Below are 18,965 nucleotides of genomic sequence, written 5' to 3' on the forward strand. Positions count from 1 at the left end.
GTTGCCGGATGAACGCATCGCCCGCATGATCCGTTCAAGCCCGCCGCCTCCCCGCGACGGCATGACGCGACTGCGCCGTCGCCGCCACCAGGATACCCATGACCTCTTCTCGACGCCTGTCCGTCTTTCTCTCCTCGCTGAGCTTCCGCGTCGTGGTGGGGCTGGTCGCGGGTCTTGTGGTCGGCGCGCTGGCGCAAGGATCGGGTTCGCCCGTCGCCCTGGGCGCTGTCGGCGTGGTCGAGCAGCTGGGACAGGTGTGGCTGAACGCGCTTCGGATCACCGTCATTCCGCTGGTGTTCGGCCTACTGGTCACCGGCATCGTGTCCATCGCGGATGCCGCCGCGACGGGGCGTCTGGCGGTGCGGGCGCTCGTGGTGTTCGGCGTCATGCTGACCGGGGCGGTGATCTACGGCATCTTGGCGGGGCTGGGCCTGCTGGCGCTGTGGCCGATCGATCCGGAGTCCGGGCGGGCGCTGCTGGCCGGCATCCCCGTCGAGGCGGCGGCCGAGGTGGGGGCGGCGGCCAAGACCGACGGCTTCAAGGCGTTCCTGGACAGCCTGGCGCCCGCCAACCTGATCCAGGCGGCGGCGTCCGACGGCGTGCTGGCGGTGGTGGTGTTCGCGATCGTCTTCGGCTTCGCGGCCACGCGGCTGCGTGCGGAACTGCGGCGCTCGCTGTCGACCTTCTTCGAGGCCGTGGCGGAGGCCATGGTGGTGATCGTCCACTGGGTGCTGCTGGCCGCGCCGATCGGCGTGTTCGCCTTGGCGCTCGGCGTCGGGCTGCGCGCGGGGCTTGGGGTGGCGGGCACGCTCGGCCACTACATCGCCATCGTGTGTCTCAGCCAGATCGGCCTGATCCTGCTGACCTATGCGGTCGCCGTGGTGTTCGGCCGCATCAGCCTGGGCCGCTTCGCCCAGGCCATCGCGCCGGCGCAGGTGGTGGCCTTCTCGACCCAGTCGTCCTTGGCCAGCCTGCCGGCCATGGTGGATCGGGCGCGGACCGCGCTGGGGATCAAGGCGTCCACGGCGGGGCTGGTGCTGCCGCTGGCGGTGGCGGTGTTCCGCCTGACCAGTCCGGTCGCGAACCTCGCCGTCTGCCTCTATGTCGCTCAGCTGAACGGGGTCGAGCTGGGCCTGCCGGCCCTGATCGCCGGCGGACTGACCGCCTTCGCCGTGTCGATCGCCAGCGTGGGCCTGCCGGGGCAGGTCAGCTTCTTCGCCGCCGTGGGGCCGATCTGCCTGGCCATGGGCTGCCCGCTGGGCGTGCTGCCGCTGCTGCTGGCGGTGGAGGTGGTGCCCGACATCCTGCGCACCGTCGGCAACGTCACCGCCGACCTCGCCGCCACCCGCATCGTCCAGGGCCGCGACGAAGCGCCCGAACCCGATCCCGGCGCGGCGATCTAGGCGATCAATCCGGCGATCAATTCGGCGGCGACCGAGGCGCCGTCCTCGTCGCGCGTGCGGGCGCCCAGCACGTCGGCGCGCAGGCCGAAGGTCGGCTCGCTCAGCAGTCGAGACAGCGCGCCTTCGGCCTGTGCAGCATAGCGCCCGCGGTCCAGCGTCAGGCCGCAGCCCAGGCGCTGGACCCGCGCGGCGTTGTCGTGCTGGTCGCCCAGGTGCGGCACGACCAACTGCGGCCGGCCGGCGCGCAGGGCCTGCTGGGTCGTGCCGACGCCGCCCTGGTGCACCACCGCCGCCGCGCGCGGAAACAGCAGGGAATAGGGCGCATAAGGAACGGCGATCGCGTCGGGCCCGTCCGCCACGCCAAAGTCTCCGCCAGGTCCGACCAGAAGCACCGACCGGCGGCCCAGCGCACGGGCGGCTTTCAGGCTCTGTCGGTAGAAGTCGCCGGGGATGTTCACCACCGCGCTGCCCAGGGTGAAGGCAATCGGCGCTTCCCCCCCGTCGAGGAACCGGCGCAGGGCCTCGGGCAAGACCGGAGGGCCGCCCGCTTCGCTGTCGTAGGGGGCGTAGCCGACCACGTGGAAGGCTGGACGCGCGTCCGGCTGCCGCTCGCCAAGGACCGGAGAGTACAGCCCAAGCGCCAGGTCGGAGCCCGCCAGGGCGTCGAAGAAGATGTCGCCAGGCGCCGGACCCACGCCGAGGTCGCGCCGGATGCGGTTGATCCTGCGGGTCCAGGACGCGGTGGTCCGCCGCCCGATGGCCAAGGTCGTCCGGTTCAGCCAGAGCTGAAAACCGCCGCCCGCCGGCTTCAACCAGGGGACGCGCGGCAGGAATGGCGGATCGTAGGCCGAGAAGACCGTCGTGGGCTGCAGCGACACCGCGACATGCGGCAGGCCCAGACTCTCGGCTGCGATGGCGGCGCCGACGGCGAAGGACAGGCCCACGATGAGGTCCGCGCCTTCGCTGGCGGCGATCATCTGGCGCGTGCTGCTGGCGGCGTAGGGCAGCATCACCTTCTCGAACAGGAAGCGATCCGAGCGGGCGATTCGGTCGGTCAGCTGCGCGATGTCGAAGCCGAGGTCGGCTTCCAGCTGTGCGAGGTCCGGGCCGACCTCGTGGAACACGAGGCCTTCGGCCCCCACTTTGGCGCGGTAATCGCGCGCGGTGGCGATCTCGGCCTGGAAGCCGCGCATCGCCAGCGCCTTGCCCAGCGCGATCACCGGATGAAGATCGCCAAGGGAGCCGCCGGTCGCCAGGACGATGCGGCGGCTCCCCCCGGCCATCAGGCGTAGGCCTGAATGGGGCGAACGTCGAGGTCGCCGGCCTTGATGGCGCCGATCGCCTGGGAAGCGGCCAGGGCGCCGGCGGTGGTGGTGTAGTAGGGGATCTTCATCATCAGGGCCGTGCGACGCAGGGAGAAGCTGTCCTGCAGCGACTGCTTGCCCGAGGTGGTGTTGAAGACCAGCTGGACCTCGCCGTTCTTCATCGCGTCCACGATGTGGGGACGGCCCTCCAAGACCTTCTTGACCAGACCGATCTCAAGCCCCTGCTCGACCAGATAGGCGTGGGTGCCGGCCGTGGCGATCAGCGAGAAGCCTTCGGCCAGCAGGGTCCGCGCGGCTTCCAGGATGAAGGGCTTGTCCTCGTCCTTGACCGAAATGAAGGCGCGGCCCGACGTCGGCAGGGTCACGCCGCCGCCGATCTGGGATTTGGCGAAGGCGCGGGCGAACGCGGGCGCCATGTCGGCCTCGCCCTCTCGCTTCCAGTCCAGGCCCATGACCTCGCCGGTCGAGCGCATCTCTGGACCCAGAACCGTATCGACGCCGGCGAAGCGGGCGAAGGGGAACACCGCTTCCTTGACCGCGATGTGGTCATAAGGCTTGTCCGCCAGGCCAAAGGATTTCAGCGGCACCCCGGCCATGACCTTGGCGGCGATGGCGGCGATCGGCTGGCCGATGGTCTTGGCCACGAACGGCGCGGTGCGGCTGGCGCGCGGGTTCACCTCCAGCACGAAGATGCGGGGCTCGGGCCCGTGCGGCTCCTCGATGGCGAACTGGACGTTCATCAGGCCGCGCACCTTGAGCGCGCGAGCCATGGCCTCGGTCTGGCGCTTCAGTTCGGCGACCGTCGCGGCCGACAGCGAATAGGGCGGCATGGAGCAGGCGCTGTCGCCCGAGTGGACGCCGGCTTCCTCGATATGCTCCAGCACGCCGGCCACGAACACCGTCTCGTCGTCACACAGGGCGTCCACGTCCACCTCGGTGGCGCGGTTCAGGTAGTGGTCGATCAGCACGGGGTCGTCGCCGGACACGCGCATGGCTTCGCCGACGTAGCGGTCCAGCTGCTCGCGATCGTGGACGATCATCATGCCGCGCCCGCCCAGGACGTAGGAGGGGCGCAGCACGACGGGATAGCCGACCTCTTCGGCCTTGCGCGCGGCCTCCTCGGCGCTGCGGGCCAGGGCGTTCGGCGGCTGGCGCAGGCCAATGGCCTCCAGCATCTGCTGGAACCGCTCGCGGTCCTCGGCCAGGTCGATGGAGTCTACCGAAGTGCCCAGGACCGGAACGCCGTCGTCGCGCAGGGCGTGCGCCAGCTTCAGCGGCGTCTGGCCGCCGAACTGGACCACCACCCCAATCAGCTCGCCCCGGGACCGCTCGACCTCGATCAGCTCCAGCACGTCCTCGGCCGTCAGCGGCTCGAAATACAGCCGGTCCGAGGTGTCGTAGTCGGTCGATACCGTTTCCGGGTTGCAGTTGACCATGATGCTTTCAACGCCGATGTCGTCGAACGCGAACGCCGCGTGGCAGCAGCAGTAGTCGAACTCGATGCCCTGGCCGATGCGGTTCGGTCCGCCGCCCAGAATGATGGCCTTCTTCCGGTCCGACGGCTCGGCCTCGTTCTCCGGGACCTGGCCCAGCGCGCCGGTCTCATAGGTCGAGTACATGTAGGCGGTGGCCGAGGCGAACTCGGCCGCGCAGGTGTCGATGCGTTTGAACACCGGGCGCACCTCCAGCGCGCGGCGAGCGTCGCGGACCTGTTTCTCGCTCTGGCCGGTCAGATGGGCGAGGCGTGCGTCTGAGAAGCCCATGGCCTTGAGGCGGCGGAACTCGCGGGCGAACCCCTCCACCGCTTCGCGGTCCCCCTCCCCACTGGCGTGGGGAGGAGAGGCTTCCGCCCCGTTCTCCTCCCTGTCCGCGCCAGCGGATGGGGAGGTGGCGCGGCGCCCCTGCGCCGTGACGGAGGGGGCCTGCCCCGGCAGCCCCTTGACGCGGACCAGCCCCTCCGTGCGGACGATCTCGGCGATCTGGCGCAGGAACCAGGGCTCGTAGGAACAGGCGGCGTGCACCTCCTCGACCGACAGGCCGTGGCGGAAGGCCTGGGCGATGACGCGTATGCGGTCGGGCGTCGGCTGGCCCAGCGCCCGCACCACGGCGGCGCGGATCGAGGCGTCCTCGCCGTCGCCGCCCACGCCGTCGATCTCGATCTCGTCGAAACCGGATAGGCCGGTCTCCAGCCCCCGCAGCGCCTTTTGCATCGACTCCTGGAAGGTGCGGCCGATGGCCATGACCTCGCCGACCGACTTCATGGAGGTGGTCAGCGACGCCTCGGCGCCCGGATACTTCTCGAAGGCGAAGCGCGGGATCTTGGTGACCACATAGTCGATCGACGGCTCGAAGCTGGCCGGCGTGACCTGGGTGATGTCGTTCTGCAGCTCGTCCAGGGTGTAGCCGACCGCCAGGCGCGCGGCGACCTTGGCGATGGGGAAGCCGGTGGCCTTGGACGCCAGCGCCGACGAGCGCGACACGCGCGGGTTCATCTCGATCACCACCATGCGGCCGTCCGCCGGATTGATCGCCCACTGGACGTTCGAGCCGCCGGTCTCGACCCCGATCTCGCGCAGCACGTTGATCGAGCCGGTCCGCATCGCCTGATATTCCTTGTCGGTCAGGGTCAGGGCAGGGGCCACGGTGATCGAGTCGCCCGTATGGACGCCCATCGGATCGATGTTCTCGATCGAGCAGATGATGATGCAGTTGTCCGCCTTGTCGCGGACGACCTCCATCTCGAACTCCTTCCAGCCGAGCACGCTCTCCTCGATCAGCACCTCGGTGGTCGGCGACAGGTCCAGGCCGCGGGCGACGATCTCCTCGAACTCCTCGCGGTTGTAGGCGATGCCGCCGCCGGTGCCGGCCAGGGTGAAGGAGGGGCGGATGATGGCGGGCAGGCCGACGAACTCCAGCCCGTCCAGCGCCTCGTCCATGGTGTGCGCCGCGTGGGAGCGGGGGCTCTCCAGCCCCAGCTTGTCCATGGCGTCGCGGAACTTCTGGCGATCCTCGGCCTTGTCGATGACCTCGGCGCGCGCCCCGATCATCTCCACGCCGTGGCGGGCCAGCGCGCCCGACGCGTCCAACGCCAGCGCCGTGTTCAGCGCCGTCTGGCCGCCCATGGTGGGAAGCAGGGCGTCCGGCTTTTCGCGGGCGATGATCTTTTCGACGATCTCGGGCGTGATCGGCTCGATGTAGGTGGCGTCGGCCACCTCCGGGTCGGTCATGATGGTCGCCGGGTTCGAGTTGACCAGGATGACGCGGTAGCCCTCGGCCTTCAGCGCCTTGCAGGCCTGCACGCCCGAATAGTCGAACTCGCACGCCTGGCCGATCACGATGGGGCCGGCGCCGATGATCAGGATCGAGCGGATGTCTGTGCGCTTGGGCATGGATCAGGCCTCTTGTTGTTCTAGTTCGTCACGACCGCGCATTCCCAGCCGTCGTAGTCCAGCTGGAAGGCCGCGGCCCAGGATTGCATCATCGCCGAGGTGGCGGAAAACGACGCCTCGTCCACCGCCGTGGTGGTCTCCAGCACCGTGTAGTCGTCGGCGCCCCGCGTCAGAAAGCCGGCCCGGCGCGCCACCTCGTTCAGGTCGCCGTGCTCGCCGTCGCCGTGGAAGTAGAACAGGGTGTGGCGCGGCGTGACGCCGCTGTCGCCCTGGGCCGCCAAGGCCGCGCGCACCATGGCGTCGCGCTCGTCGTGGCTGACGTCGGAAGCGTCCACAGCCGTCCTCATCTCCATGCACGCGCCAAGCCGTCGCGAGACGCGCTCGCGGCGGATCGATCCGGTTGTCGGTTAAGCGGCCCGTTTAGAGAGGGGGGGCGGCGCTGGCAAGCAAGCGAGATCGCATCGCCCACGAAAAAGGGCGGCCCGTGCGGACCGCCCTCCAGTTCGTGGCTTCCGACTGATCCTAGAACGGGCGGAAGTTCAGGCCGACAAAGAAGCGGCGGCCGTAGGGGTCGAAGTTGGAATACAGGGTCGTGCCCAGATAGTCCTTCTGCTCGGCGTCAAAGACGTTGACCACGCCCGCGCGCACCGACAGGTCCTCACGCACGTTCCAGCGCACCGTCAGGTCGTGACGGGCGAAGTTGCCCGTGCGCGTCTGATAGTAATACCGCTGGTCGGCATTGTTGATGAAGTCGCGAGACTCGATGATGTCCTGAGACGTCTGCCAGTCCGCCGTCCAGTTGACGCTCCAGATCTCGTTGGGCGTGTAGGTCAGCGAGGAGGTGAAGCGCACCTTGGGATAGAAGGGCGTGCTGACCAGTTCATCGAAATCCGACGGGTCTTCGGCGTTGAAGAACTCCTGTTGCTCGATCAGGTACAGGCCGGCGATCGAATAGTCGAGGCGACCCCAATTGCGACCCAGCATCTCATCGAAGTCGAAGCGATAATTGGCCGTGAAGTCGAGACCGCGCGTTTCCAGCTTGGCGTAGTTGATCGAGCCCTGGATGAAGCCGCCGACCGGATCGCCTTGCGGCGCGCCGATGCCGAACGGAATGTCCGGGTTGTTGCGGAAGATGGTGGCGCACGCCGCGTCGTTCAGCGACGGCCCGTTGACGCAGTTCGCCGCCGCCGTCGCCGCCGAGATGGCCGAGATGACATTGTCGATCTTGATCTCGTAGTAGTCGAGGACCAGCGAGAAGTTCGGGATGAAGCGCGGCTTCAGCACCGTCGAGAAGGTGAAGCTGTCCGATTCTTCCGGCTGCAGGGCGGGGTTGCCGCCCAGCACGCCCGACACGCCCGAGGTGTAGGTCGGGCGGAAGTCGTCGGTCGTCTCCGGCGTGGCGCCGGCGAAGTCGAAGTCCAGGCCTTGCTGCGCCGCCAGGGCCGAGCAGTTCTGGATCCGGTTCGCCTTCTGGTCCGCGTCGTTGACGGCGATGATGGCCTGCGTGGTGCAGGGGTCGGTGAAGTCGTTCAGGAACGTCTGGCTGAACGGCGAGAAGTTCTCGCCCAGGTCAGGCACCCGGATCGAGGTGTTGAAGCTGGTCTTGAAGGCGATGTCCGGGATCGGACGATAGATCAGGTTGACGCCATAGACGTCCTGAGCGCCCACGGTGGAATAGTCGGCGTAGCGATAGGAGCCGCTCAGCTCGGCGTATTCACCCAGCATGGAGTCGCGGAACAGCGGGATCGACAGTTCGGCGAAGACTTCCTTGCTCTCGTAGGACGCTTCCAGGAAGTCGGGACCCGTGTTCAGGAACAGCAGGCGGCCCGCGGTGTCGCGATCACGTCCGGTAGCCGAGGTTTCCTCGCGGCGGTATTCGCCGCCAATCGCCACGCCGATCGAACCGGCGCCCCAGAAGTCCCACAGGTTGCCCGAGATTGAGCCAAGCACCTGTTGCTGCTCGTTCTGCTCGGTGACGCCGATGTCGGCCAGGATGTATTCGATGGCCTCGGCGCTCTGGTTGCCCTTGCCGAACACATTCAGCGGCGCGCATTGGTCAATGGAGTTGCGACCATATTCGCTGTCGCGAAGGTCGCCGCCCCGCTGATAGTCGTCCAAATCAGCGCCTTGGGCGTCGAGCAACTGCACGCGGCAGACGATCTGACCCGCTTGGCCGTTGACGATGCCGGCGGTGTCCACCACCGCGTCCGCCGCCAAGGCGAAGCGTTGGGTGTCGGTGCCGTGTTCCCGGTTTTCGACCTCGACCTTGCCATAGGTGTAGCCCAGGTCCCACGATAGGTCGCGGACAAAGGCGATCTGATCCCAGTCGCCGCGCGCGCCGAAGACATAGCGCTGCAGTTCGCGGGTGTTGTCCTGATAGCGGTCAGGCCCGAACAGCGAGTGACGGGCGAACTGCGCCGCGACCGGCGCCAGCGGCTGGCCGGGCGAGGTCAGGGTCGGCGTGGTGAAGGGCGTCACCGTGTTGGTGCGGATGGCGTCCTTGACGTTCTGCGGCAGGAAGGCGTTGTCCGACCAACGCAGATCGAAGTTGTTGGTGCTGTAGATTGGATTGACCGAACCCGCGCCGTACGATTCGACCAGATCGATGTCGTAGAAGGTCGGTTGGCCGCGGTCGAAGGTGTCCTCGGTGATGTATTTGGCCTCGCCGTACAGCTCGATGTTGTCGGTCAACTGGAACGTCGAGCCGGCCTGGAACCGCGCCGATTCTGAGCGCGGCACGCGCGAGCCGGTGCTGAAGTCGGCGATGTTCTCGCCGTCGCCGCCAATGTTGTAGGGGCGATTGATGCCGACGTTGCCGATCCGCTGACCGAAGTTGGCCGGCCGCGCCGTGGCGCCGTCGTACCAGAAGGTCTTGCCGGGGGTGACGCCGTAGCAGTTGGGCGAATAGCTCCAACCGGCGCCGCCCGAGAAGCAGTCTTCGTACGCGACGTTCGGACTGGTCAGGTCTGTCGGCTGCTGCACATTGCCGAGGGTGGTCTGACCCCAACGCGGAATGTCCATTCTAAGGACGTTCTTGTAGAGCAGGCGATCGACTTGGCCGTCGTAAGGGACGGCGGTGCGGTCAGAATCTACAACCCCCAGGAAGTAAGCGTCGTCGATCCAGTCGATGTCGTTGGAGGTGACTTCATCCACTTCCTCGTACTCGCCGTGCACATAGACGTTCAGGCGACCGTCCAGGAAGTTCTTGCCGGCCAGTCCCGATATGCGCTTGTTGAGCTGGCCGTCCTGATTGATCATGCCAAGATTGGCGTCGATCTCGAGGCCCTCGAAATCCTTGCGCAGCACGAAGTTCAGCACGCCCGACACGGCGTCGGCGCCGTAGACCGAAGCCGCGCCGCCGGTGATGATCTCGATGTTCTCGATCAGCAGGCGGGGGATGGTGTCGACGTCGACCGCCAGCGAGCCGCCCGACGAGCCGACATGGCGGCGGCCATCGACCAGGGTCAGGGTGCGGTTGGAACCCAGCGAGCGCAGGTTCGGCAGCGACAGGCCGCCGTCGCCGAGTCCCGTGCCGGTGGTGTCGGAGGGCACAACCGAGTTCGACAGGGCCGGCAGGGTCGCCAGATAGTCGATGACGGTGGTCTGGCCGGTGTTCAGCAGCGCCTCGCGACCGACCTGGATCAGCGGGGTGGGGGCATTGGTCGGGTCGCGGCGGATGCGCGAGCCGGTGACGACGATTTCGTCCAGCTGTTGTTCCTGGGTGATCTCAGGATCGCCGGTCGGGGCGGTGGCGAGAGGCGGTTGCTGCTCGGGGGAAGCAGGCGCGGTTTGGGCGACGGCCGAGCCGGCGGCGAGAATGCCGGCGAGCACGGTGGTCGCGAGTAGATGCTGACGCATGTGGCTCCTTGGTGTCAAAGACGCGGCAGGCGCTTGGGGGAAAAGCGTCAAAGGTCGCCGCGATGGGGCCGCAAAAGCACTTTGTGACAGCCGTGCGTCAAGCAAGAGGCGGTCAATCCCTGAGTATATCGTTGGTATAGCAACTATGTGTCCGGATTGACACAGTTACGGCTGATAACCTGCTCCGTTCGTGCGTTCCTCGAGCCAGCCGGGCAGGTCGGCGATGCTGTCCAGGGCGCCGTAGCGATCATGCCCCTCCGGCGCATCCGCCACCTCATGCGCCCAGGTGACGGCGTAAGGGATGTGGGCGGCGTAGGCGCCGGCTTGCAGCGCCGGCAGGACGTCGGACTTCATGGAGTTGCCGGCCATGGCGGCGTCTTCGGCGCCGGTGCCGTGGCGGGTGAAGATGCGAGCGTAAGTGTCGGCGGTCTTTTCCGACACGATCTCCACGGCGGCGAACAGGTCGCCGAGGCCGGAGGCGGCCAGTTTGCGCTCCTGGTCCAAGAGATCGCCCTTGGTGATCAGCAGGAGCCGATAGCGTTCCGACAGCGCGGCCAGGGCCTCATCGACGCCCGGCAGGGTCTCGACCGGATGGGCCAGCATTTCGCGGCCGGCGGCCAGGATCTCGCGGGTGACGGAGGCGGGCAGGTTTCCGTCCGTCAGCTCCATCGCCGTCTCGATCATCGACAGGGTGAAGCCCTTCACCCCGTAGCCGTAGAGCCGCAGGTTGCGCTGCTCGACACCCGCCAGGCGCGCCTCGATCACGTCCTCATCGCCGTGATCCGCCAGAAGCTCGACGAAGCGGGCATGGGTCAGGCGGAAGATCGTCTCGTTGTGCCAAAGGGTGTCGTCGGCGTCCAAGCCGACGGTGGTGATGCTCATCCGCAGTGGTCCGGTTACAAGAGCGGTGCATGTGCCGTGGGGGCGCACGCTATGCAAGGCGGTCGCACGCCGGAATGGCGCCCCGGGGTTGAGGAGAAGCAGCATGGCCGACGCGGTCGTAGTCGTGGGCGCATCCGGCGGTCTGGGGCGCGCCTTTGTTGATCGGTTTGTCGGCGACGGCCTGCATTCCGCCGTCTGGGCGCTTTCGCGCGGCGGCGAAGCCATGAGCGGCGCCAGGGGGCTGAAAGCGGACGTCACCGACCAAGCGAGCCTGGCCGAGGCGGCCCGGCGTATCGCCGACGGACCCGCGCCCGCCCGGATCGTCGTGGCGACCGGGGTGCTGCATGCCCCGTTCCAGCCGGAGCGCGGCTTCCGGCAGATGGAGCCGGAGCATCTGATGCGCGACTTTCAGGTCAACGCGGTCGGACCGGCGATGGCCGCCAAGCATCTAGCGCCGCTGATGCCGCGAGATCGGCCGGCTGTTTTCGCCGTTCTGTCGGCGCGTGTCGGCTCGATCGGCGACAATCGGCTGGGCGGGTGGCACGCCTATCGGGCGTCGAAGGCGGCGCTGAACATGATCCTGCGCAACCTTGCGATCGAGCTGGGCCGCACCCATCCAAACGCCGTGGTGACCGGCCTGCATCCCGGAACGGTAAATACGCCGCTGAGCCTCCCGTTTCAGAAGGGTTTGGCGCCCGACAGGCTGTTTGCGCCCGCCTACGCCGTGGATCGCCTGGTGGAGGTCATGGATCGGCTGACGCCCGCCGACAGCGGCGGTGTTTTCGACTGGGCCGGTCAGCGACTGCCGGACTGAGACCGCTCAGCAGCAGCGGAAGCCGCCCGATCCTCCGAAACGGCGCTGCTCGTGAAGGCGGAAGAAGGCCGTCTTGTCCAGGGGCGGCTGGTCCGGGTGGCGCGCCTGCGCGTGCTCGACATAGGCCTGATAGTCGGGCTGGCCGATCATCAGGCTGGCGGTGCGACGGGCGTCGCGGCCCCAGCGCACAGCGGTATCGCGGCACAGGCAGGCGAGATCGAGGGCGGCCCTTCCATCGGCCTTGGGCTCAGGCACGGGCCACGTCCATGGCCTCGTCGGCGGGCGTCAGCTCGTGCTCGGCCGGGGTCTCGCGCACCGTCGGATGGTTGATGCGACGCGCCTTCAGGCAGGCCTGGACGCCATAGACCACCATGGTGATGACCACGAACAGGAAGCCGGCGGTCAGGGCCGAGTTGACGTAGTCGTTGACGATGATGCGGTGCATGTCGCCCATGGTCTTGGCCGGTCCCAGCAGCTCGCCGTTGGCAAGCGCCGCCTGGTACTGCCGCGCGTGGCTGAGGAAGCCGATGCGCACGTCCGGGTGGAACAGCTTCTGGAAGCCGGCGGTCAGGGTGCAGATCAGAAGCCAGACCGCCGGGATCGCGGTGGCGAAGGCGAACCGCTCCCGCTTCATCTTGAACAGGACCACCGTGCCCAGGATCAGGGCCACGGCCGCCAGCATCTGGTTGGCGATGCCGAACAGCGGCCAAAGGCTGTTGATGCCGCCCAGCGGATCCACCACGCCGGTGTAGAGGAAATAGCCCCACAGGCCGACGGTCAGGGCCGTCGCCACGATGTTGCCGACCCAGGAGCGGGTCTCGCGCATCCTGGGCACGGCGACGCCGATCAGGTCCTGGATCATGAAGCGGCAGACGCGGGTGCCGGCGTCCACCGTGGTCAGGATGAACAGGGCCTCGAACAGGATGGCGAAATGGTACCAGAAGGCCATCATGGCCTGGCCGCCGATGACGTTGGACAGGATGTGGGCCATGCCGACCGCAAGGGTCGGCGCGCCGCCGGCGCGCGACAGAACCGTGTGCTCGCCGACATCGCGAGCCAGTTGCTCCAGCTCCATCGGCGTGATGTGGAAGCCCCATTGCGCCACGGCGGCGGCGGCGGAGGCGGCGTCCGTGCCGATCAGGGCGGCCGGGCTGTTCATGGCGAAATAGACGGCCGGGTCCAGCACGCAGGCGGCGATCAGGGCCATGATGGCCACAAAGCTTTCGCACAGCATGGCGCCGTAGCCGATCAGCGGGATCTGCGTCTCGCTTTCCAGCAGCTTGGGCGTGGTGCCGGACGAGATCAGGGCGTGGAAGCCGGAGACGGCTCCGCAGGCGATGGTGATGAACAGGAAGGGGAACAGGGCGCCGGCGAACACCGGACCGGTGCCGTCGATGAAATCGGTCAGGGCCGGCATCTGCACGTGCGGGCGTACGATCACGATGCCGATGGCCAGGGCCACGATGGCCCCGATCTTCAGAAAGGTGGACAGGTAGTCGCGCGGCGCCAGCAGCAGCCACACCGGGATCACCGAGGCGATGAAGCCATAGGCCATCATCAACAGCGCCAGCGTCGTGCCGGTCAGCGTGAACGCCGGCCCCCAGAACGGATCGGCCGCGATATGGCCGCCGCCGACGATGGCGGCGATCAGCAGAAACACGCCAATGATCGACACTTCGCCGACCCGGCCGGGCCGCATAAAGCGCGAATACAGGCCCATGAAGATGGCGATGGGAATGGTGGCGGCGACGGTGAAGGTTCCCCACGGGCTCTCGGCCAAGGCCTTGACCACGACCAGCGCCAGCACGGCCAGGATGATCACCATGATCATCAGGACGCCCACCTGGGCGATGATGCCGGGCACATTGCCCATTTCGGTGCGGATCATGTCGCCGAGCGAACGGCCGTCGCGGCGCGTGGACATGAACAGCACCATCATGTCCTGAACCGCGCCGGCGAGGACCGCGCCGATGAGGATCCACAGGACGCCGGGCAGATAGCCCATCTGCGCCGCCAGCACCGGCCCCACCAGCGGCCCCGCGCCGGCGATGGCCGCGAAATGGTGGCCGAACAGGACGTTCCTGGGCGTCGGCACATAGTCGAGGCCGTCATTGTGGCGGACGGCGGGCGTGGGCCGGGCGCCGTTCAGCCCCATGACCTTGCCGGCCAGGTAGCGGGCGTAGAAGCGATAGGCGATGGCGTAGGTGCAGACGGCTGCGGTGACGATCCACACCGCGCTGATGCTCTCACCCTGGTGCAGGGCGATAACGGCCAAGGCGACCGCCCCGAGGATGGCGATGGCGCCAAAGATCAGCGGCGTTGTCAGCTTGCCCATGGTTTCCTCCCGACGCTTCCCAGCCGCGTCCCCGCCCTTTCTGGCCTAAAAGGACACGGGAGGCCAAGCGACGAAAGTCGCAAGCGGACGCACGCGTACGCCGGCCTGCCAGATCGAGCATGGCGGGCGGAACACGATCTTGCCCAGTGTCGGAGAGGCGCCGGCGACTTTCGCGGTCGCCGCTGCAAACCTCCTCTAGGCTGGGACGAGTTCCGGGACGACGGGTCAACGGCTCGGTCCTGGGGCCAGAATGACATAGCCGGAATGCCCGTCTGCCTCGTTCCGTGCGGCGCGAAGAGCGGCGTGTCGGTCGAGAAAGCTGCCGCAAAGGCAGCCGTCGAGCGACCGGAACCGCCACAGGCCGCGGTCGTGAGAAATCAGGATGGGCACGGGAGAGGGTTCTGGAGCGACCGCCGCCGTCATTGGCGCGCTTCCGGCTTGTGGTTCAGGCAGTCGGCCTGGGCCTGGAGCGTTCGCGCCAGCCGCATGGCGGCCCTGCGGCAGGGCAGGGGCCGGGTCCGGCAGCCGTTCATCACAACACACCAGCCGCCGTTCCTCGACTCGACCTCATAGTGGCGGTATCCCGGTCGCGGCGCGAACGCCGGCCGGTCGCCGACATAGCCGGGCATCATCGGCCGCGATCCCGATCTTCCGGCAAGGGCGCGCCAAAGGCCTGACCGATCAGGTCGAGGGTCATGCGCCAGACGGTAGGCGTCCGGCGCTGGAGAGAAAGTTTCAACAGGTGGTTCCGGGTCATTGCGACCTCCGCTTCAGAGCCGCGGAGTGGACACCCGGCGGGCGTAAGCGGGCCATTCCGAACGGCGGCGGAGACCTAAGGCGCGCATAAGGCTGTTCCCGCGCCTTTACGATTTCCTTATGCGGCCGGGCGGAACCTGAATGGAGCCCTTACGCCGATCGCGGGCCTTGTCCCGGCTCAATCCGAGCTGGAGGCGTCGGCATGGCCGATCTGATTTTTCTGGCGTTGGGCGGCGGGGCGTTTGTCGCCTTCGCCGTTCTCGCCGCTGCGCTGAAGCGGGTGTGACGATGCTGGTCGCCATACTCTGGTGTGTCGGCGCGGTCGTCGTCGCCGTCTACATGGTCGCGGCGCTGCTGCGCCCCGAGCGGTTCTAGGGAGCCGCCGCCATGAACATTCAAGGATGGGCGGAGATCGCCCTGACCATCGGTCTCGCCGCCCTGATCGGCTGGCCGATCGGCGCCTATATGTCGCGCGTCTGGAACGGCGAGCGGACCTGGCTCGATCCGGTGTTGAAGCCGGTCGAGGGCTTGTTCTACCGCGCCTCGGGCGTCAATCCGGCGCGCAGCCAGGGTTGGCTCGGCTACGTCGGCGCCTTGTTGGCGTTCAACGCCGTCGGCTTCCTGTTTCTCTATGCGCTGCTGCGGATGCAGGGCCTGCTGCCGATGAACCCGCAGGGATTCGAGGGCGTGTCGCCGCATCTGGCCTTCAACACCGCCGTCAGCTTCGTCACCAATACCAATTGGCAGTCCTATGGCGGCGAGACGACCATGTCGACGCTGACCCAGATGGTTGGGCTGACGACGCAGAACTTCCTGTCCGCCGCGACCGGCGCAGCCATCGCCGCCGCTCTGGCGCGGGCGTTCGTCGCCGATCGTGGCGAGGGGGTCGGCAACTTCTGGGCCGACATGACCCGCACGACCTTATGGGTGCTGTTGCCCCTGTCGATTGTCCTGGCGCTGCTGCTGGTCGGTCTGGGCGTGACCCAGACCTTGGCCGCATCCGCCACGGCGACCGGTCTTGAGGGCGGTTCGCAGACCTTGTCCCTGTTCCCCACCGCCAGCCAACTGGCGATCAAGCAACTGGGCATTAACGGCGGCGGCGTCTTCAACGTCAACTCGGCGCACCCGTTCGAAAACCCGACGCCGCTGACCAATCTGATCACCGCCATCTCGATCAATGTGCTCGGCTGGGCCGCCTTCTTCGCTTTCGGTCGCAGCGTCCTGGCCAGGAAGGACGTTCGCGCTCTCGCCCTCGCCGCCGTGGTGCTGCTCGGCCTGTCGGCCGCCGCCATGTATGCGATCGAGACCCAACCGGCCCCTGCGCTGGTCGCGGCGGGTGTTGATGCATCCGCCAACCTGGAGGGCAAGGAGGTCCGATTCGGCGTGCCGGCCTCTGTCGCCTGGGCGGTCCAGACCACCGGCGCCTCCAATGGTTCGGTCAACTCCATGCACGCCAGCTACATGCCGCTGGGCGGCGCGCTCCAAATGTTCCTGATGCAACTGGGCGAGATCCTGCCCGGGGGGATCGGCTCGGGAATCGCCATCATGGTTGTAATGGCCGTGCTGGCTGTGTTCGTCGCCGGTCTGATGGTCGGGCGCACACCCGAGTATCTGGGCAAGAAGATCGAAGCGCGCGAAATCCAGTTCGCCATGATCGCGGTGCTGATCCTGCCCCTGGCCATCCTGGGCTTCACTTCGGTGGCGGCGGTGTTCCCGACCGCAATGGAAGGGCTGCTCAACGACGGGCCGCATGGGCTGTCCGAGATGCTCTACGCCTACACCTCGGCGGCGGCGAACAATGGCTCGGCCTTCGCCGGCCTGACCGCCAACGCCCCGTGGTGGAACACGACGTTGGGCATCGGCATGCTGGCCGGACGGTTCATTCCGGCCGTGGCGGTGCTGGCCATCGCCGGCTCTCTGGTCGCCAAGCCCAAGCTGGCCCCATCGGCCGGGACCCTGCCCACCCATGGCCCGCTGTTCGTCGGCCTGCTGATCGGGGTGATCCTGATCCTGGGCGGCCTGCAGTTCTTCCCCGCCCTGTCCCTCGGCCCGATCGTGGAGCATTTCGACATGCTCCAGGTCGCGGCCCGCTTCTGATCGGAATCGGACCCCTGACATGACTGACATGTCCCTGAACGCGCCGCGTTCCCCCATCGGTGGGGGACTGAACGGCGCCATGCTTGGCAGGGCCTTCGGCGACGCCTTCGTCAAGCTGAACCCCGTCAAACTGCTCAAGAACCCGGTGATCTTCACCACCTGGATCGTCGCCCTGCTGGCCACGGTCTCGGCCGTCGCCGCCGCGGCCTCGGGCGAAGGGTTCGGCTTCGCCCTGCAATTGGCGCTGTGGCTGTGGGCCACCGTGCTGTTCGCAAACGTCGCCGAAAGCGTCGCCGAAGGGCGCGGCAAGGCGGCGGCGGACTCCTTGCGCGCCACCCGCGTGACGACCAAGGCCAAGCTGATCGTGGATCCCAAGACTGGCGCGGTGGTTCCGACCCCAGCGCATGAACTGCAGGTCGGGTCGATCATCCTGGTCGAGGCCGGCGACGTGATCGCCTCGGACGGCGAGATCGTCGAGGGCGTGGCCTCGGTCAACGAGGCGGCGATCACCGGCGAATCCGCCCCCGTGATCCGCGAAAGCGGCGGCGATCGTTCGGCCGTCACCGGCGGCACCACGGTAGTCTCCGATTGGCTGAAGGTGCGCATCACCGCGGCCCCCGGCTCGACCTTCCTGGACCGGATGATCGCCATGGTCGAGGGCGCGGACCGCAGGAAGACGCCGAACGAACTGGCCCTGGCCGTGCTGCTGGCCGGCCTGACCCTGGTGTTCCTGATCGCGGTCGTGACCCTGCTGGGCTTGGGGACCTATTCCGGCGTGGACCTGGACCCCATCGTGCTGGGCGCCCTGTTCATCACCCTGATTCCCACGACCATCGGGGGCCTGTTGTCCGCCGTCGGCATCGCCGGCATGGACCGGTTGCTGAAGGTCAACGTCCTGGCCACTTCGGGCCGCGCGGTGGAGGCGGCAGGCGACGTCGACACCCTGTTGCTCGACAAGACCGGCACCATCACCTTCGGCAACCGCATGGCCACCGAGGTCATCCCCGCCCCCGGCGTCCGTCCCGAGGGCGCCCTGCGCGCCGCCGTCATGGCCTCCCTGGCCGACGAGACGCCGGAAGGCCGCTCGATCATCGAACTGGGCAGGAACGCCGGCATCGCCGCCGAACTGCCCGCCGGGGCCAAGGCCATCCCGTTCACCGCCGTCACCCGCCAGTCGGGCGTCGAGGCCCCAAGCGCAGAAGGGGGCGTCCAGGTCTGGCGCAAGGGCGCGGTCGATGCGGTGCTCAAGGACCTGGGTCTGGCCGAAGGCCAGGGCCCGGCCGAGTTCCGTCAGGCCGTGGACCGGATCGCCCGCTCGGGCGGCACGCCCCTGGCCGTGACCGAGAACGGCGCTCTGGTCGGCGTCATCCACCTGAAGGACGTGGTCAAGCCGGGCGTCAAGGAACGGTTCGCCGACCTGCGCCGCATGGGCCTGCGCACCGTCATGATCACCGGCGACAACCCGGTGACGGCGGCGGCGATCGCCTCGGAGGCCGGGGTCGACGACTTCCTGGCGGAGGCCACGCCCGAGGACAAGATGCGGCTGATCAAGGCCGAACAGGCCAAGGGCCGTCTGGTCGCCATGTGCGGCGACGGCGCCAACGACGCCCCGGCCCTGGCCCAGGCCGATGTCGGCGTGGCCATGCAGACCGGCGCCCAGGCCGCCCGCGAGGCCGGCAACATGGTCGATCTCGACAGCGACCCCACCAAGGTCATCGAGATCGTCGAGGTGGGCAAACAGCTGCTGATCACGCGCGGGGCCCTGACCACCTTCTCGATCGCCAACGACGTGGCCAAGTATTTCGCCATCATCCCGGCGATGTTCGTGGTCGCCCTGCCGTCGCTGGGGGCCCTGAACATCATGCGGCTGGGCAGCCCCGAGAGCGCGATCCTGTCGGCGGTGATCTTCAACGCCCTGGTCATCGTGGCGCTGATCCCGCTGGCGCTGCGGGGCGTGAAATACCGCGCCATCGGGGCCGGAAAACTGCTGAGCCGCAACCTGCTCATCTACGGCCTCGGCGGCCTGATCGCCCCCTTCGTCGGCATCAAGCTGATCGACCTCCTCATCACCACGCTCGGCCTGGCCTGAGCCCTCCCGCGCAAAGA

The 18,965-nt window shown here is 67.8% G+C and carries 13 protein-coding genes; 5 read left to right on the top strand and 8 right to left on the bottom strand.

The features are described 5' to 3' along the window. Positions 1–98 precede the first annotated feature (98 nt). On the top strand, positions 99–1,403 hold the full coding sequence (locus KY493_RS01560) for a dicarboxylate/amino acid:cation symporter (protein WP_219897258.1): 1,305 nt from the start codon (positions 99–101) through the stop codon (positions 1,401–1,403). On the opposite strand, the gene KY493_RS01565 is transcribed toward KY493_RS01560, so the two are convergent. The 5 genes from KY493_RS01565 to KY493_RS01585 form a co-directional block, all read right to left on the bottom strand. Continuing rightward, a complete protein-coding gene (locus tag KY493_RS01565) occupies positions 1,400–2,686 on the bottom strand; it encodes a glycosyltransferase (RefSeq protein WP_219897259.1) in 1,287 nt (428 codons plus the stop codon). The two genes, KY493_RS01560 and KY493_RS01565, sit on opposite strands and share 4 nt — an antisense overlap. Continuing rightward, positions 2,686–6,117, bottom strand: a complete 3,432-nt coding sequence (gene carB / locus KY493_RS01570; RefSeq protein WP_219897260.1) for a carbamoyl-phosphate synthase large subunit — start codon at positions 6,115–6,117, stop codon at positions 2,686–2,688. Before carB ends, KY493_RS01565 begins: the two co-directional genes overlap by 1 nt. 20 nt (positions 6,118–6,137) lie before the next feature. Then, positions 6,138–6,452, bottom strand: coding sequence for a hypothetical protein (locus tag KY493_RS01575; protein WP_255567967.1), 315 nt, complete (start codon positions 6,450–6,452; stop codon positions 6,138–6,140). Positions 6,453–6,639: 187 nt separating this feature from the next. Next, entirely contained in the window at positions 6,640–9,975 is a 3,336-nt protein-coding gene (locus KY493_RS01580; RefSeq protein WP_219897261.1) for a TonB-dependent receptor domain-containing protein, read from the bottom strand. A gap of 165 nt (positions 9,976–10,140) precedes the next feature. After that, positions 10,141–10,857, bottom strand: a complete 717-nt coding sequence (locus KY493_RS01585) for an HAD family hydrolase (RefSeq protein WP_219897262.1) — start codon at positions 10,855–10,857, stop codon at positions 10,141–10,143. 103 nt (positions 10,858–10,960) lie between these two features. Between KY493_RS01585 and KY493_RS01590 the strand changes: the two genes are divergently transcribed. After that, complete coding sequence (locus KY493_RS01590) at positions 10,961–11,671, top strand: SDR family NAD(P)-dependent oxidoreductase (protein WP_219897263.1); 711 nt, start codon at positions 10,961–10,963, stop codon at positions 11,669–11,671. 6 nt (positions 11,672–11,677) lie between these two features. Here the strand turns inward: KY493_RS01590 and KY493_RS14600 are convergent, their stop codons facing one another. The 3 genes from KY493_RS14600 to KY493_RS01605 form a co-directional block, all read right to left on the bottom strand. Next, positions 11,678–11,926 carry a YbdD/YjiX family protein gene (locus KY493_RS14600; RefSeq protein ID WP_255567968.1) on the bottom strand — a complete coding sequence of 83 codons (249 nt, stop codon included), beginning with the start codon at positions 11,924–11,926 and terminating at the stop codon, positions 11,678–11,680. After that, the gene (locus KY493_RS01600) at positions 11,919–14,006 is read right to left on the bottom strand and encodes a carbon starvation CstA family protein (protein ID WP_219897264.1); all 2,088 of its coding nucleotides are present in this window, start codon (positions 14,004–14,006) and stop codon (positions 11,919–11,921) included. Before KY493_RS01600 ends, KY493_RS14600 begins: the two co-directional genes overlap by 8 nt. Positions 14,007–14,425: 419 nt before the next feature. Next, positions 14,426–14,638 carry a hypothetical protein gene (locus tag KY493_RS01605; protein WP_219897265.1) on the bottom strand — a complete coding sequence of 71 codons (213 nt, stop codon included), beginning with the start codon at positions 14,636–14,638 and terminating at the stop codon, positions 14,426–14,428. 412 nt (positions 14,639–15,050) lie between these two features. On the opposite strand from KY493_RS01605, the gene KY493_RS01610 reads away from it, so the two are divergent. From KY493_RS01610 to kdpB, 3 genes are read left to right on the top strand one after another with little or no spacing between them, the layout of a single operon-like run. Beyond that, positions 15,051–15,137, top strand: a complete 87-nt coding sequence (locus tag KY493_RS01610) for a potassium-transporting ATPase subunit F (RefSeq protein ID WP_255568099.1) — start codon at positions 15,051–15,053, stop codon at positions 15,135–15,137. 12 nt (positions 15,138–15,149) lie between these two features. Continuing rightward, complete coding sequence (gene kdpA / locus KY493_RS01615; RefSeq protein ID WP_219897267.1) at positions 15,150–16,859, top strand: potassium-transporting ATPase subunit KdpA; 1,710 nt, start codon at positions 15,150–15,152, stop codon at positions 16,857–16,859. A gap of 19 nt (positions 16,860–16,878) precedes the next feature. Then, entirely contained in the window at positions 16,879–18,948 is a 2,070-nt protein-coding gene (gene kdpB / locus KY493_RS01620) for a potassium-transporting ATPase subunit KdpB (protein ID WP_219897268.1), read from the top strand. Positions 18,949–18,965: the final 17 nt, after the last annotated feature.

This window comes from Brevundimonas sp. PAMC22021, from assembly GCF_019443405.1.
Taxonomy (GTDB): domain Bacteria; phylum Pseudomonadota; class Alphaproteobacteria; order Caulobacterales; family Caulobacteraceae; genus Brevundimonas.